General features: G+C 48.3%; 13 protein-coding genes. 5 read left to right on the top strand and 8 right to left on the bottom strand.

Annotation, left to right across the window (positions count from 1 at the left end; all coding sequences use genetic code 11):
* Positions 1–2 precede the first annotated feature (2 nt).
* The 8 genes from cydX to HMPREF3144_RS06855 all read right to left on the bottom strand — a co-directional run bounded on the left by cydX (position 3) and on the right by HMPREF3144_RS06855 (position 8,193).
* A complete protein-coding gene (cydX, locus tag HMPREF3144_RS06890) occupies positions 3–137 on the bottom strand; it encodes a cytochrome bd-I oxidase subunit CydX (protein ID WP_070471125.1) in 135 nt (44 codons plus the stop codon).
* Positions 138–151: 14 nt separating this feature from the next.
* The gene (gene cydB, locus HMPREF3144_RS06885; protein WP_070471127.1) at positions 152–1,306 is read right to left on the bottom strand and encodes a cytochrome d ubiquinol oxidase subunit II; all 1,155 of its coding nucleotides are present in this window, start codon (positions 1,304–1,306) and stop codon (positions 152–154) included.
* A 14-nt stretch (positions 1,307–1,320) separates the two neighbouring features.
* The gene (locus HMPREF3144_RS06880; protein WP_036557792.1) at positions 1,321–2,904 is read right to left on the bottom strand and encodes a cytochrome ubiquinol oxidase subunit I; all 1,584 of its coding nucleotides are present in this window, start codon (positions 2,902–2,904) and stop codon (positions 1,321–1,323) included.
* Positions 2,905–3,053: 149 nt separating this feature from the next.
* On the bottom strand, positions 3,054–3,392 hold the full coding sequence (locus tag HMPREF3144_RS06875) for a hypothetical protein (protein WP_070477118.1): 339 nt from the start codon (positions 3,390–3,392) through the stop codon (positions 3,054–3,056).
* Positions 3,393–3,557: 165 nt separating this feature from the next.
* Positions 3,558–4,448 (bottom strand): DMT family transporter, encoded by an 891-nt coding sequence (locus HMPREF3144_RS06870; protein ID WP_070471130.1) that lies wholly within the window; start codon positions 4,446–4,448, stop codon positions 3,558–3,560.
* Positions 4,449–4,622: 174 nt separating this feature from the next.
* A complete protein-coding gene (locus HMPREF3144_RS06865; protein ID WP_036557783.1) occupies positions 4,623–5,900 on the bottom strand; it encodes an O-acetylhomoserine aminocarboxypropyltransferase/cysteine synthase family protein in 1,278 nt (425 codons plus the stop codon).
* Positions 5,901–6,016: 116 nt separating this feature from the next.
* A complete protein-coding gene (locus tag HMPREF3144_RS06860; RefSeq protein WP_036557780.1) occupies positions 6,017–6,652 on the bottom strand; it encodes a DedA family protein in 636 nt (211 codons plus the stop codon).
* Between the two features lie 104 nt (positions 6,653–6,756).
* Positions 6,757–8,193, bottom strand: coding sequence for an NAD-dependent succinate-semialdehyde dehydrogenase (locus tag HMPREF3144_RS06855; protein WP_036557778.1), 1,437 nt, complete (start codon positions 8,191–8,193; stop codon positions 6,757–6,759).
* 246 nt (positions 8,194–8,439) lie between these two features.
* Between HMPREF3144_RS06855 and HMPREF3144_RS06850 the strand changes: the two genes are divergently transcribed.
* From HMPREF3144_RS06850 to HMPREF3144_RS06830, 5 genes are all read left to right on the top strand, one after another.
* A complete protein-coding gene (locus tag HMPREF3144_RS06850) occupies positions 8,440–9,399 on the top strand; it encodes a TAXI family TRAP transporter solute-binding subunit (RefSeq protein WP_018025402.1) in 960 nt (319 codons plus the stop codon).
* A gap of 119 nt (positions 9,400–9,518) precedes the next feature.
* Complete coding sequence (locus tag HMPREF3144_RS06845) at positions 9,519–11,624, top strand: TRAP transporter permease (RefSeq protein ID WP_070477116.1); 2,106 nt, start codon at positions 9,519–9,521, stop codon at positions 11,622–11,624.
* A 7-nt stretch (positions 11,625–11,631) separates the two neighbouring features.
* Entirely contained in the window at positions 11,632–12,135 is a 504-nt protein-coding gene (locus HMPREF3144_RS06840; protein WP_083290414.1) for a DUF1850 domain-containing protein, read from the top strand.
* A gap of 129 nt (positions 12,136–12,264) precedes the next feature.
* Positions 12,265–13,542, top strand: coding sequence for an adenosylmethionine--8-amino-7-oxononanoate transaminase (gene bioA, locus HMPREF3144_RS06835; RefSeq protein ID WP_210394300.1), 1,278 nt, complete (start codon positions 12,265–12,267; stop codon positions 13,540–13,542).
* A gap of 3 nt (positions 13,543–13,545) precedes the next feature.
* On the top strand, positions 13,546–14,712 hold the full coding sequence (locus HMPREF3144_RS06830; protein WP_070477114.1) for an aminotransferase class I/II-fold pyridoxal phosphate-dependent enzyme: 1,167 nt from the start codon (positions 13,546–13,548) through the stop codon (positions 14,710–14,712).
* Positions 14,713–14,732 lie beyond the last annotated feature (20 nt).

Genomic DNA, 14,732 nt, shown 5'->3' with positions numbered 1-14,732 from the left:
ACTTAGTTGCGCTTATCTAGTGAGGAAGCCAGCATGGGATCATCCATTTTGTCCTCATGCAGCTCATACCATAGACCCACTGCCACAGCAATGCCACAAGCCAGTGAGGTACCAAGCATCCAGGTTAAATACCACATAATTAACTCCTAAATTAATAGCTGTTATGCGTTTCGTTCAGTGACTCTTCCGTGATCGGACCGCGCATCACGCGATAAACATACGAGGTGTAGGATAAGATGATCGGTAAGAAGATAATGGTCACAATCAGCATCACCCACAGGGTTAGATGACTAGAGGAAGCATCCCACACCGTCAGACCTTGGTTTGGATTAGCTGAGGAAGGTAGGATAAAGGGGAATAAAGCAAAACCAACGCTTAGAATCACACCCGTAATGCTGAGTGCTGAGCTGATAAAGGCCGCAATCGGGCGCTGCATCGCTAAGCAGACACCGGTCAGTAAAGCCGCTACGACACCCAGGGCAGGCGCAGCCCACATCCAAGGGTACTTAGCGAAATTAGCTAACCAAGCGCCATTAACCACATCCACGCTTTTATTGAGCGGATTAGATGGGGCGCTAGGATCGGTGGCCGAGGTAATGAGCTGACCGTCTAAGGCACTGAGCCAAAAACCGCCTGCTGCAAATAATACAGCGACTAAGAGTGCGGTGATGATGCCGAGTTTACGCGCCCGATGATTGACGGGCTCAACCACACGCCAAGCGATCAGGGTAGCACCGTGCGTTACCAGCATGAGTAAGCTTAAGACACCGCAAAAGAGGGTAAATGGTGTAAATAGGCCGAAGAAAGTGCCATGGAAGAGGGGGCGCATGCTCGGCGTTTCTACCTCAAAGGGGATGCCTAGGATCACATTACCAAAGGCTACGCCAAACACCACAGGTGCCACCACCCCGGCAAAGGTGAGGATACCGTCAAAGACATTACGCCAGGTTGTACCCTCGTATTTGCTGCGGTACTTAAAGCCCACGGGACGCAAAATTAAAGTCACTAACAAGAGCATCATGGCCAGATAAAAACTGGAAAATGAGGTGGCGTATAAGGCGGGCCAAGCCGCAAAAATTGCCCCACCAGCGGTAATTAACCAGACCTGATTACCCTCCCAAACTGGACCAACTAAGTTAATCATCAGGCGGCGCTCAGTGTCGCTACGACCGATGACTGGCAATAAGGCAGCAACGCCCAAATCAAAACCATCCATGATGGCAAAGCCGATAAGCAGCACGCCCATCAACAGCCACCAGATAATACGTAGGGTTTCGTAATCTAATAAAATCAATGAGTTCGTCATAATTTTTTCCTTTCTTAGTGGCTTTGCACTGCCTCGGTCGCTACCTTAGCGCTAAGCATTGAAGCGTTGTCGCTAGGGGTGTAATACTCAGGCCCCTTTTTAATTGCGCTTAACATCACTTTGGTACCGACGATAAAAATCGTTAAGTACAAGGTGAAGTAAATGGCTAAGCTAATGAGGAGTGAGGTTACGGATAGATGCGAGACCGCATAGTGGGTCGGTAAAATACCGTCAATAACCCAAGGCTGACGACCGTATTCAGCCACAAACCAACCGCATTCAATCGCTATCCATGGCGTTACAATTGTCCACATGGCTAGTTTTAAGGTTTTGCTGCTTTGAGCAATACGACCTTTCACCGTTAACCAGAACACTAAAGCAAAGAAGAACACAAAGTAAAAGCTAAGTGCCACCATAATGCGGAAGGTATAGAATAAGGAGGTAACATCCGGTACGGTATCAATGGCGGCCATGCGAATTTCTTCAGGCGTGGCATTCGCAATATCGTCACGATACTTTTTAAGCAATAAGCCATAGCCTAAATCCTGCCAGTTATCCGCAAAGAACTGCTTGGACTCCGCATCATTGCCATCAGCCTTGCTGCGTTGTAGGGCCTCGTATACATCCATGCCTTTGATGATGCGCTCTTCATTACGCTCCACCAGTTCCTTAATACCTGGCATCACTTGGTCAAAAGAGCGTGTACCAATTAAACCCATGACCCAAGGGATGTCGATGGCAAAGTCATTTGCCATGGCCTCTTGGTTAGGAATGGCCACCACGTTAAAGGAGGCCGGTGCGGCTTGCGTTTCCCACATGGCCTCAAGGGCGGCAATTTTCATTTTCTGGTTCTCACCAGCTAGGTAACCGCTCTCGTCGCCAAGGGTAATGGCACCGATAGAAACCATAAAACCAAAGGCAGAAGCAATCGCAATCGAGCGCTTAGCTAAGCCGATATTGCGTCCACGTAGTAAATACCAAGCACTTACCGCAATAATAAACACGGCACCGGTAATATAGCCAGCAATTACAGTGTGCAGGAATTTCGCTTGGGCCACTGGATTTAAAATAACATCAAAAAAGCTCGTCATCTCCATGCGCATCGTGTCCGGATTAAAGACTGCACCGACGGGGTATTGCATCCAGCCATTGGCAATAAGAATCCATAAGGCGGAGAAGTTAGTGCCTAAGGCGACTAACCAGGTGACGGTTAAGTGTGCCTTTTTAGACATGCGATTCCAGCCGAAGAAGAAGAGACCAATAAAGGTTGCTTCGAGGAAGAAAGCCATTAATCCTTCAATGGCTAAAGGGGCACCGAAAATATCGCCCACATAGTGACTGTAATAGGACCAGTTCATGCCAAACTGGAACTCCATCACGATACCGGAGCCCACCCCGATGGCAAAGTTAATACCAAAAAGGGTACCCCAGAATAGGGTCATGCGGCGCCAAATATCACGTCCGCTAATCACATAAATTGTTTCCATAACCGCTAGCAAAAAGGATAGACCCAAGGTCAGCGGCACGAAAATAAAGTGGAACATGGCGGTCGCCGCAAACTGCAAACGCGACAAGCCGACGACATCAAGTTCAAACATTAGAGCTCTCCAAAAATACGGTTCGCTAAGAGAAAGGGCTGCGGGATTAGATAAAACTCACCCTGATCTTAAGTTGTTACTGTGTTGTAAAAAAATGAATTAAGCATTGAATAACGATAATGCCTTGTTATACACCGATGTTGCGATGCTCAGATAGGATGGGGGGGCGCCAACGGCCGGTGTGGTAACCACTGATCATGGGGTGTGGGAAGGGCGACAAAGGATGGTATTGCTTGCGGTTTGCTGCGTGCGATCAGCTGAGTTCCTTGTAGCAAGGGCTGTGTGTTGAGGATGGCTTCAGCCATGCTCGGCAGCAAACAGGAGAGACAATATGCACTAGGACTAGGCGATACTGGGGCTTCATCATCACTGGCTAGGGTGATGGTGTAGCTGATGAGCTGCCCCTGAGCGCCGCACAGCGCCATGGTAATCGCACTAGGCGCAGCGTCGTCACTGTCATCAGTCACCATCGTAGTGGCTAATGGCATAAATAGCGCTGCTACTAGAATAGCTGGTGCGCTCCACCATATAAGAAGACGACGCTTAATACAGGACATGGGGAAATATTTTGTTACGCTAATACGTCTGATTTTAACCCATTGTTAATGCGCGCGCATCAAAATAATAGTAAAAACCCTAGGCCTCTTGACTGACTATGAGTGGCGACTGGATAAAATTAAGCCGAAGGCAATCAAGGCAATGCCGATCAGATGGTATGCATGAATACTTTCTTTGGCAAAAACGGCAGCCAAAATCACCCCAAACACTGGCATCAGGTGAATAAATAGCCCCGTCAGCATGGGGCCGACCCGACTGATGGCTAAACTGTAGCAAACATAGGCAATCACCGAGGGGAAGATGCCCACATAGAGTAGGGCTAATTTTGCATTGCTATTAAGATAAATCGGTAATTGAGCGCCCGATTCCCATAGCCATAAGGGGAAGAGCGCAATCACGGCAATGGCAATTTGGACCGAGGTCAGTGCGGTGCGGTTCATCCCTTGAGGTGTGCTTTTCATCCATAGTGTGTAAATGGCCCAACAGATCATCGCCACAAAAACAATGATATCGCCTGGGTTAAAGCTGAAGTTAATCAGGGTTTGCAGATTGCCATTACTAATAATTGTCGCCACCCCAATGAGAGACAAAACTAAACCAATCGTGGGTAAGGTATAAAGACGCTGCTTATAAAATAGTAAGCCGAATAAAATAATCAGCACCGGCACGGTTGAGTTAAGCAGCAGGGCATTGGTTGCTGTGGTCCCGTGTAAGCCCAAATAGACCAAGGTATTAAAAGCAGTGACCCCGACAATGGCGGTTTTAAGCACAAAGAATTTATGTTGCTTATAGAGCGGCCAGTCGTTTTTAATATGCTTATAGGTAAAGGGTAAAAGAAAGCAAAACGCAATCAACCAACGCCAAAAGGATAGGCTCATGGGGCCGATATCATCGCGGACGATACGCCCGATGACAAAGTTACCCGCCCAAAACAGCGGGGGCGCAATTAATAATAAGAGGGTGGTGAGATTGAGTTTTTTAAACACGTCAAGGACTGGTAAAAAGGGCCTAAAGTTTTACTTTAAAGCATTATGCAACAGAAGAATGGTCGGCGCATGCTTAATTACAATGCTGACAAGACACTGAACTACGACAAAATAAAAGCCACCGCCAATTTCATGGGGTGGCTTTTGAGTCATGGCCGACCTGTTCAAATGCAGTTACACCGCATCGAGTGCTTGCGCCAAATCAGCGATCAGATCATCAATATGTTCAATCCCCACCGATAGACGTACCATATCCTTACTCACACCAGCGGCCGCTAATTCCTCATCGCTTAATTGACGATGTGTGGTGGTGGCCGGATGGCAAGCCAAACTGCGGGTATCACCGATATTGACTAGGCGAATAAAGAGCTGTAAGGCATCAATAAAGCGCGCACCTGCTTCACGACCGCCTTTGACGCCAAAGGATAAGATGCCGGAGGGCTTGCCTTTGACATATTTTTTAGCTAATTCATGCTCCGGGTGATCGGGCAGACCAGCATAATTGACCCAAGCGACTTTATCATGCTGCTGTAGGTACTCGGCAATTTTTAGCGCATTGTCTGTATGACGTTCCATACGCAAGCTGAGCGTCTCCAAACCCTGTAATAGCAAGAAAGTGCTGAGCGGACTGAGGGCAGCTCCCATATTACGTAAAGGCACCACCCGAGCACGCGTGATATAGGCCGCTTTACCCACATCCTGCACATAATTCACGCCGTGATAGCTAGGGTCCGGGTTGTTGAGTAGGGGGAAGCGCTCAGGATAGTCACCCCAGGGGAAATTACCGCTGTCGACAATGATACCGCCTAAGCTATTGCCGTGACCGCCAATGTACTTGGTTAAAGAATGCACCACAATATCAGCGCCAAATTCAAAGGACTTTTGTAATACCGGCGTGGCGACGGTATTGTCTACCACCACTGGGACACCGTACTCATGCGCGATCTTGGACACCGCTTCTAAATCGACAATATTACCCAAGGGGTTACCGATGGACTCCACAAAAACCAGCTTGGTGCGCTCATCGACTAAGTCACGTATCGCTTCAGGGTTTTTATGATCAAAGAATCTGACCTCAATCCCTTGGCGTGGCATGGTATGGGCAAAAAGATTATAGGTGCCACCATATAAGGCGGAGACGGAGATGATATTGTCACCCGCTTCGGCAATGGTTTGAATGGCATAAGTAATGGCTGCCATACCGGAGGCTAAGGCTAGGGCACCCACGCCACCTTCAAGCGCTGCTACCCGCGCTTCGATAATGGCATTGGTCGGGTTGGTAATGCGGGTGTAGATATTACCCGCTACTTTTAGATCAAATAGATCTGCCCCGTGCTGTGTATTATCAAAGGCATAGGAGGTGGTTTGATAAATCGGTACTGCCACCGCTTTGGTCGTGGCTTCTGGCTCATAACCGGTATGAACGGCAATGGTCTCGTCTCTATAAGTCATTGTCTTCCTCTCTTTGTCATGCTGCGAATCGCAAATAGCCATAGTATAACGGCATCGTTGCGCTAGTTTCCATGAAATATTAGAAATATATTAATAAGCGTCCGTGATATGTTCTATTATTTGCTGGCGCAACGGTGGCGGATGATTTCTATTAGACCAGGCAGTAAGGATAAGATAATAATTGCCACCAACACCAGGCTTAAATTATTTTTGACAACTGGGATATTGGCAAAGAAATAGCCTAGGTAGGAGAAAATCGGTACCCATAGCAAGGCGCCAATGACATTAAAGCGATAAAAATGGCCGTAGTGCATTTTGCTCATGCCAGCGACAAAAGGCGCGAAAGTACGTACAATCGGCACAAAGCGCGCCAAAATAATGGTCTTACCACCATGCTTCTGATAAAAGGCATGGGTTTTCTCTAAATACACTCGGCGGAAAATCTTGGAATTTGGATTGGCAAACAGCCGATGGCCGAAGTACTTGCCGATATGAAAATTTACCGCATCGCCTAGGATCGCAGCGATTACCAATAACAGCACCATCAGATGGACATTCATCTCACCAATGGCCGCTAAACCACCGGCCGCAAAGAGCAGCGAGTCGCCCGGTAAGAGCGGCGTCACCACTAAGCCCGTTTCACAGAAAATAATTAAAAATAAAATGGCATAAATCCAGAGACCATAGTCATTTGCCAAGACCTGTAAATGCTGATCAATATGGAGAATAAAGTCAATAATCGCAGCGAGCATAAAAAATACCTAACATGGCTAGTTAACATCACTGCTACAACAGGTATCAGTGAACAGATAAAGTATGCCACAGCGCATAGCCGTCGCCGCAGCATAGCAAGTTATCAAGCTTGCGTGATAAGCTTAGTCACTAAGTAAGCGTTAAAAGTTTCCTGACCACCCTCACTGCCTATGCCGCTATCCTTAATGCCGCCAAAAGGCGCTTCCGGCAAGGCAGAACCTAAGTGATTAAGATGTACCATCCCCGCTTCGATGTCATTTGATAGCTTAACCGATGCCTGTAAGTTGTTAGTAAAGGCATAGGCCGCTAAGCCATAGGGGAGACGATTCGCTTCGGCAATGGCTTCATCCAACTCGCTAAAAGCCGTCACCGTAGCCACGGGGCCAAAGGGCTCCTCGTTCATTATTTTACAAGCATGATGGGTGTTAGTGAGTACGGTCGGCGCATAGAAAAAGCCCTCACGCTGCAGACGCTCACCGCCTATTTCAACGGTGGCGCCCTGTTGACGCGCATCCGCTATTAAATCACCCATGGCCGCAAGTCGCCGCTCATGTGCAAGTGGTCCCATATCCACCGCCTCATCTAAGCCATTGCCAATATGAATATTGCTAAGCTGGCTAGTAAACTCGGATAAAAATTGATCGTAAGCCTTTTGTTGCACGTAAATACGAGTCGGCGAGACACAGGTTTGACCCGCATTGCGAATTTTACTGCGAGCCAGGGAGCGAGCGGTTTTGGCAATATCTGCATCATCCAGAATTAGCACCGGTGAATGCCCACCCAGCTCCATGGTCACCGGCTTCATATGCGCTCCGGCTAAGGCGGCCAATTGCTTACCCACCGGAACGGAACCGGTAAAGGAAATTTTTCGCACAATGGGTGAGCGAATTAAGTAGTCAGACACAAAGGGCGGATCGCCCCAGACAATATTTAAGACCCCCTTGGGCAGTCCGGCATCCCTAAATAGCTCGGCAATGGCCATAATGGCACTGGGTGAATCCTCCGGCCCTTTTAAAATGATGGTACAGCCGGCACCGATGGCGGCGCTGATTTTGCGAATGGCTTGATTAAATGGAAAGTTCCACGGGGTAAAGGCTGCGCATACGCCGATAGGCTCTTGTATCACGTATTGGCGAAAATTGGCTCGGCGGGGCGGAATAATACGCCCATAAATGCGCCGACATTCCTCCGCGTGCCAATCACAGTGATCGGCACAACTGACGATCTCAGCTATGGCTTGAGACAATGGCTTACCCTGATCGAGCGTGAGATTGCGGCCGATTTGTGGTGCTCGTGCACGCGCCGACTCAGCTGCTTTACGCAAAATCGCTGAGCGTTCCATAGGTGAGCTGTGTTTCCATGTTTTAAAGGCTGCTGCCGCCGCGGCGAGTGCATCATCCAAGTCCGCTTGCGTTGCCAAGGGCAATTGCCCTAACACCTCCTCGGTGGCTGGATTAATCACCGCTTGTGTTGGGCGATTGCCCGCATTGATAAATTCCCCGTTAATAAAAAAACCCAACGACGGGTATGACTCGATCATGACTGTCCTTAAGAAAATGCAATGCGCTAAGCATTAAATATTACCGCTGCTGCGGGTCTTATTCAAGGAGGAGGGTGGTACGGATAAGGAAAATTGATCGCACTGCAGCTGATTGCTAATGCAAGCATAAAATAAAATTAGCTGCAGCTAAATAATAGTTTATTAGGGTAATCCTAGGTTTTAGATTTTGATAAAAGCTTTAAAATTCACACACAGATTTCTTACTTTGTCTTTTGGAGACTGATTATGGCTTTAAAAAAGTGGCTTATTGGTGTTGCGACTTCAGCAATGTTGGTAGTCTCAGGTAGTGCTTTGGCTCAAAAAGCTCAATTTGTTACTGTGTTAACTGGTGGTCAAAGTGGCGTTTATTATCCGGTAGGTGTGGCCTTAGCGCAGCATTATGCTGAAAATATTCCCAATGTGCGCGCTACTGCACAGGTAACAAAGGCTTCCGCAGAAAATATGAACTTATTACAAGCAGGTCGCGGAGAAATAGGTTTTTCTTTGGCGGATACGGTGGAGGATGCCTGGAATGGTCGTGAGGAAGCCGGCTTTAAAGCTAAGTTAGACAAGCTGCGTGGCGTGAGTCGTTTGTACAATAACTATGTACATATTATTGTGAATGCAGAAAGTGGTATTGATTCATTAGACGATCTCAAGGGTAAGCGTATTTCCGTTGGTGCAGCGCGCTCTGGTACTGAGTTAAATGCACGCGCTATTTTTAAGGCTGCCGGTCTTGAATACGGCGATTTCTCCAAGGTTGAGTATTTATCCTTTGGTGAATCGGTGGAGTTAATGAAAAACCGTCAAATTGATGCCACCCTACAATCTGCCGGCTTGGGCGTGGCCTCCATTCGTGACTTAGCCAGTGCGGTCAAGATTAAAGTGATTCCTATCAGTAAAGAGGTGTTGGCTAAGATTGATTCACAGGCCTATGTAGCAGATGTGATTCCTGCGAATACCTATGATGGTCAAAGCGAGGATGTGCCAACCGCAGCCATTCCTAATTACTTAGTGACGCATTCGGGTGTCTCCGATGACTTAGCCTATGAGATGACTAAGGTACTCTATGAGAAGTTGGATAATCTTAAAAATGCACACAATGCCATTAATGCCATGGACATTAAGCAGGCCGTGACTGGTATGCCAGTGCCACTACACCCAGGCGCCGAAAAGTTCTACAAAGAAAAAGGCATTATTGAGTAACGATCCTTTGTTGTCTTAAGACTTACCCCACAAAGCCTGACGGTTCTAGGCTGTGGGGTAGTTTTTTTTAACACCTCGTATTCATCGTATTAACATTGATGGCATCAGCGGAATCAATCATGAGTTTAAATGAAACTGATAAGCAACCCATGGTTCAATTTGGACGAGCAATTTTTTGGGTGGCAGTACTTTTTTCAAGTTTCCAAATTTATACAGCGGCTTTTAGCCCTATTTCCAGTCAAGTAACCCGCGCTATCCACTTGGGTTTTGTGATTTTAATGGTCTATACCATTGCGCCTCGTTTTTTTGGGCAGCGGGTGCCGGCATTGGGTTGGGTGCTAGGCTTACTCGGTTTTGTCCTAAGTCTTTACCACTGGGTGTTTGAAGCGGATTTGACCGCACGTGCGGGTGAAATGACGCAGGCTGATATGGTGGTCGGCATTCTGACCATTATATTGGTCTTTGATGTAACCCGTCGTATGATGGGCTGGGCCTTGCCGATTGTGTGCGCTGTGTTTTTAGCTTATGGCTTATTCGGTGAGTATTTGCCGGGTGCCCTGATGCACCGAGGCTATGGTTTTGACCAAATCGTGGGGACCTTAGCCTTTGGCACGGAGGGGATATACGGTACCCCTACCTATGTATCATCAAGCTATATTTTCTTATTTATTTTGTTTGGTGCGTTTTTAGAGCGTGCCGGCATGATTGATTTGTTTAGTGATTTTGCGATGGGTACCGTTGGTCACCATCGTGGCGGTCCGGCAAAGGTCTCCGTAGTCAGTTCAGGGCTCATGGGCACGATTAATGGTTCCGGCGTGGCCAATGTGGTGACCACCGGTCAGTTTACTATTCCATTGATGAAGCGTTTTGGTTATTCAGCGCCCTTTGCAGGTGGTGTCGAAGCAACCTCCAGTATGGGTGGGCAGATTATGCCGCCGGTGATGGGGGCGGTAGCCTTTATTATGGCCGAAACGATTAACGTGCCCTATGTGGAAATTGTGAAGGCGGCCATTATCCCGGCCATTCTGTATTTCTTCACCGTGTTTATGTCAGTGCATTTTGAGGCGGGCAGAAAGGGCTTGCATGGTTTGCCTAAGGAGGAATGCCCTAACCCTTGGACTGCCTTAGCTAAAAAGTGGTATTTATTAATTCCTCTTATTGGCTTAGTGTATTTGCTGTTCTCAGGTTATACACCGCTCTTCTCTGGCACGGTTGGTTTGGGTTTAACGGCGATTCTGATTTTTGGTGCAGCCGCTATCCAAGGTGTCTCGAATACCGTCCTACGATATATTTTCTGGGTCCTATTGGGCATTGCGTGTTTAGGTTTTAGAGAGTTTGGTGTTAGCGCCTTTTTCGCAATTATTGCTTTTTTAGTCGTGGTGTTAAAGCTTAAACGCGATGGTAGCGGTAGTGCAATTAGTGAAGCGTTGCAGTCAATGGCAGAGGGCGCACGTCATGCTTTACCGGTGGCGGTAGCGTGTGCCTTAGTTGGCGTGATTATCGGTATCATTAATTTAACCGGTGTGGCTGCTGAGTTTGGTGGGCAGGTGATTGCGGTGGGGCGCGATAATTTATTCGTTGCCTTATTTTTAACCATGATCACGTGTTTAGTTTTGGGCATGGGGATTCCAACCATACCAAACTACATTATTACCAGCTCCTTGGCAGCGCCAATTTTATTGGAATTGGGTGTGCCGCTGATTGTGTCTCATATGTTTGTGTTTTACTTTGGGATTATGGCTGACTTAACCCCACCGGTGGCATTGGCGTGTTTTGCGGCCGCCCCTATTGCGAGGGCCTCGGGCTTTACCATTAGTTTGCAGGCAGTGCGGGTGGCTATTGCAGGTTTTGTGGTGCCTTATATGGCAGTCTATACACCGGCCTTAATGCTCCAAGAATACAGCCACTTTTATGAAGTCGTGATCGTGGTGCTGAAGGCGGCCATTGCCATTGTGTGTTGGGCTGGCGGGGCGACAGGCTTTATTTTTACGCGTTTAAATCCTTTTGAACGAGTCTATGTCATCCTTACTGCCGCTTTACTGGTTTGGGCCAATCCTTACTCTGATATCGCAGGCTTTGGCTTAGTTGCTGTCTTTGCCGTATGGCATTTGCTCAAGTACCGGCGTGATAAAGCAGCCGGTCTGTTGACAGTTAAGGGATCGAGCTCAAGCGCTGCGGTGCTCGCCACAGAGTTAGTGGCTTCACCAAATCTGAATCAGGGCTAATCAGCTGATGTCCATATCGACTGCCTTGGCTCAGTTGTCCTTGGGGGTGTGCTTGCAGTTAGCGGCAAGCGCTGAGATGCCTGCTCAAGCGAGGGTCGAGTTTGTGCCGGCGCAAGAATTTACCCTCGCTTGGGTGCATAGTATTGAAAAGGTGCGCTGGGAAGAGGATTATGAGGTGATGCTTAGCGCTCACTCAGAAGACGCATTAAGAGCGGATTATGGTGGGACTGCGCAGCCTCATCCTGCCTTACCTCAGCCCGTGCTAGTGGCCAAGGCGGCACGGATCCGAGGTTCTGCTGCTGGTATGGAACCGCCTGAGGGCGCCATTTTTAAAGATGGTTGGTATCATTACACCCCCATGATCACTGAACATCAAGAAATTCGCCTAACCCGATCCGAGTTTGTGCCGGATTATGAGTGGTGCGATCATCATGGCTGTCGTTCATTGGCAGTTATATTGCCAAGTGATGGTGGGGTTACGCTGATGCGCGCTTGTATTCAGCCCGAGTAATTGTCAAAATCCGGTAATTCCGCTCAAAAGACGCCAACTTATTTTATCGTGCGCTTAAATTTACTTGTTATCCCTTGTGCTAAGTGCTAGTTTATAGCTAGTTTCCAGCCTTAAAATAAGATATAAACTATGCACTTGACGGATGATTTCGATCGCCAACATCTTTGGCACCCCTATGCCTCCATGACTGAGCCTTTGCCGAGCTTTAAAGTTGATGCGGCAAAGGGGGTTTATTTACAGATGGCCGACGGCCGGCAGTTGATTGACGGCATGTCTTCGTGGTGGTGTGTGATCCACGGTTATAGTCATCCAGAGCTCAATCAGGCGGCCATTGAGCAAATTCATAACATGTCGCACGTGATGTTCGGTGGTTTAACTCATGCGCCAGCCATTGATTTAGGCCGTGCGCTGCTAAATATTTTGCCGGCACACTTAGACAAAATTTTTTATGCCGATTCAGGTTCGGTTGCGGTCGAAGTGGCGTTGAAAATGGCGGTGCAATATTGGGCGGCACGAGGACAAAGTCACAAGCAAAATATCATTACCACCCGTTCGGGCTACCACGGTGATACGTGGAATGCGATGTCGGTGTGCGATCCGGTTACTGGCATGCATAGTCTCTTTGGCTCAGCCTTACCGCGGCGCCTATTTGTGCCAGCGCCACAAACTGCCTTTGATCAGCCTTGGGATCCCGGTGAGATTGAGCCTTTGCGCCAAGCCTTGGAGCAGCATCATCACAGCCTCGCTGCCATGATCATTGAGCCGATTGTGCAGGGGGCGGGCGGTATGCGTATCTACCATCCCCAGTATTTGCGTGAAGCGGCGGCGCTTTGTAAAGCCTACGATGTGTTATTGATATTAGATGAAATAGCAACCGGCTTTGGTCGCACGGCGAAGCTTTTTGCGTGTGAATATGCGGATGTGGCTGCTGATATCATGTGTTTGGGTAAGGCCTTAACGGGCGGTTATATGAGCTTAGCGACCACCGTGACCACAGCACACATTGCCGACACGATCAGTAACGCAGAGCCTAAGGCCTTTATGCATGGTCCTACCTTTATGGCGAATCCTTTAGCCTGTGCGGTAGCGACTAAGTCCATCGAATTGCTACTTAAATCCGATTGGCAACATCAGGTGTCGCGTATTGAGGCGCAACTGCTAGCGGGGCTGAGCGAGTTAAAAGCCTTGCCGCAGGTAGCGGATGTGCGCGTGCTTGGTGCCATTGGGGTGGTTGAGATGAAGCAGCCGGTGCGGATGCGAGAGATACAGGCGCAATGCTTAGCCCACGGTATTTGGTTACGACCTTTCGGTAAATTAATTTATACCATGCCGCCTTACGTGATTAATGAGCAGCAACTACAGCAATTAATTCAAGGAATACAAGCCATTGTTAAAGGGGAGCAGTAATCGATGGACGCTTATCAGCATTATGCAGAGCAATTAGCAGAGCTTCAGGCGCAAAATAACTACCGTCGCTTTAAAGCCATTGAGCGCGAGGATAGTGGCTATATCAAGCTGTCGCCACAAGCGCCAGGGGCCATGCTGGATCTAAGTTCAAATGATTATTTAGGTCTCTCCTTTGATAAAGCGCTATTAGAAGAGTTTAAAGCCACCTATGGTTTGCCGATGCATGCCTTAGGTAGTGCCTCCTCGCGTCTGTTAACCGGTCAGTTTGAAGAGCATGCCAAATTGGAAGGCTTGTTGGCTGAGTCCTTTGCTCGAGCGGCGCTGGTATTTAATAGCGGCTATCATGCCAATATCGGCATCTTGCCGGCCTTGACTGATGAGCAATCGCTGATCATTTCAGATGAGTTAATCCATGCGAGCATCATTGATGGTATTCGTCTCAGCAAAGCGCAGCGTCGACGCTTTGAGCATCAGGATTTGGCACAGCTGGAGCAGCTACTGCTTGAGGCAGAAGCCGATCCTAAGCTTAATAAAGTCTTTGTGGTGCTAGAGAGTGTGTATAGCATGGATGGGGATGTGGCGGATTTGCAGGCTGTGGTTGCACTAAAGCAAAAGTATCCCAAGGTAATGCTGTATGTGGATGAAGCGCATGGGATTGGTGTCTACGGTGAGCGCGGTTTGGGGGTGGCTGAAGCGCAGGGTGTGCTGCCGCAGATTGACTTTCTGGTTGGCGCCTTTGGTAAGGCGATTGCCTCAGTGGGTGGCTATTTAATCTGTGCGCCGGTGATCCGGGAGTATTTAATCAATAAAATGCGACCCTTGATATTTTCTACGAATTTGCCGCCGGTGAATGCGGCTTGGACTTACTTCGCCTTTAAAAAGATGCTTGGCATGCAGCAAGAGCGAGCGCATTTACAAGGTCTTAGTCGTGATTTAAGGCAGGCGATTTTAGCCAAAGGGCTGGATTGTCACAGTCAGTCACATATTGTGCCTATAATCTATGGGGCTAATCAATTAGCGATTGAAAAGGCAGCGACTATGCAAGGAGCCGGGTTTTATGCGTTACCCATACGCTATCCGACCGTGCCGCAAGGGCAAGCGCGGGTGCGTTTGTCATTACATGCGGCATTGGATTGGCAACAGCTGGAGCCCTTGTTAGCATACTGCTAACGCAGCATTATGAATTGTCA

Source organism: Oligella sp. HMSC05A10 (assembly GCF_001808335.1).
In the GTDB taxonomy this organism is placed as follows: domain Bacteria; phylum Pseudomonadota; class Gammaproteobacteria; order Burkholderiales; family Burkholderiaceae_B; genus Oligella; species Oligella urethralis.
This window is presented reverse-complemented; position numbering and strand designations above follow the sequence as displayed.

What these genes read in the sequence shown, in the direction of transcription:
- HMPREF3144_RS06880 (WP_036557792.1), bottom strand. Translation starts at nt 2,904, where the DNA reads ATGTTTGAACTTGATGTCGTCGGCTTGTCGCGTTTGCAGTTTGCGGCG.
- HMPREF3144_RS06845 (WP_070477116.1), top strand. Translation starts at nt 9,519, where the DNA reads ATGAGTTTAAATGAAACTGATAAGCAACCCATGGTTCAATTTGGACGA.
- HMPREF3144_RS06830 (WP_070477114.1), top strand. Translation starts at nt 13,546, where the DNA reads ATGGACGCTTATCAGCATTATGCAGAGCAATTAGCAGAGCTTCAGGCG.
- HMPREF3144_RS06840 (WP_083290414.1), top strand. Translation starts at nt 11,632, where the DNA reads ATGTCCATATCGACTGCCTTGGCTCAGTTGTCCTTGGGGGTGTGCTTG.
- cydB (WP_070471127.1), bottom strand. Translation starts at nt 1,306, where the DNA reads ATGACGAACTCATTGATTTTATTAGATTACGAAACCCTACGTATTATC.
- HMPREF3144_RS06855 (WP_036557778.1), bottom strand. Translation starts at nt 8,193, where the DNA reads ATGATCGAGTCATACCCGTCGTTGGGTTTTTTTATTAACGGGGAATTT.
- HMPREF3144_RS06850 (WP_018025402.1), top strand. Translation starts at nt 8,440, where the DNA reads ATGGCTTTAAAAAAGTGGCTTATTGGTGTTGCGACTTCAGCAATGTTG.
- cydX (WP_070471125.1), bottom strand. Translation starts at nt 137, where the DNA reads ATGTGGTATTTAACCTGGATGCTTGGTACCTCACTGGCTTGTGGCATT.
- HMPREF3144_RS06875 (WP_070477118.1), bottom strand. Translation starts at nt 3,392, where the DNA reads ATGCCATTAGCCACTACGATGGTGACTGATGACAGTGACGACGCTGCG.
- HMPREF3144_RS06865 (WP_036557783.1), bottom strand. Translation starts at nt 5,900, where the DNA reads ATGACTTATAGAGACGAGACCATTGCCGTTCATACCGGTTATGAGCCA.
- bioA (WP_210394300.1), top strand. Translation starts at nt 12,265, where the DNA reads ATGCACTTGACGGATGATTTCGATCGCCAACATCTTTGGCACCCCTAT.
- HMPREF3144_RS06860 (WP_036557780.1), bottom strand. Translation starts at nt 6,652, where the DNA reads ATGCTCGCTGCGATTATTGACTTTATTCTCCATATTGATCAGCATTTA.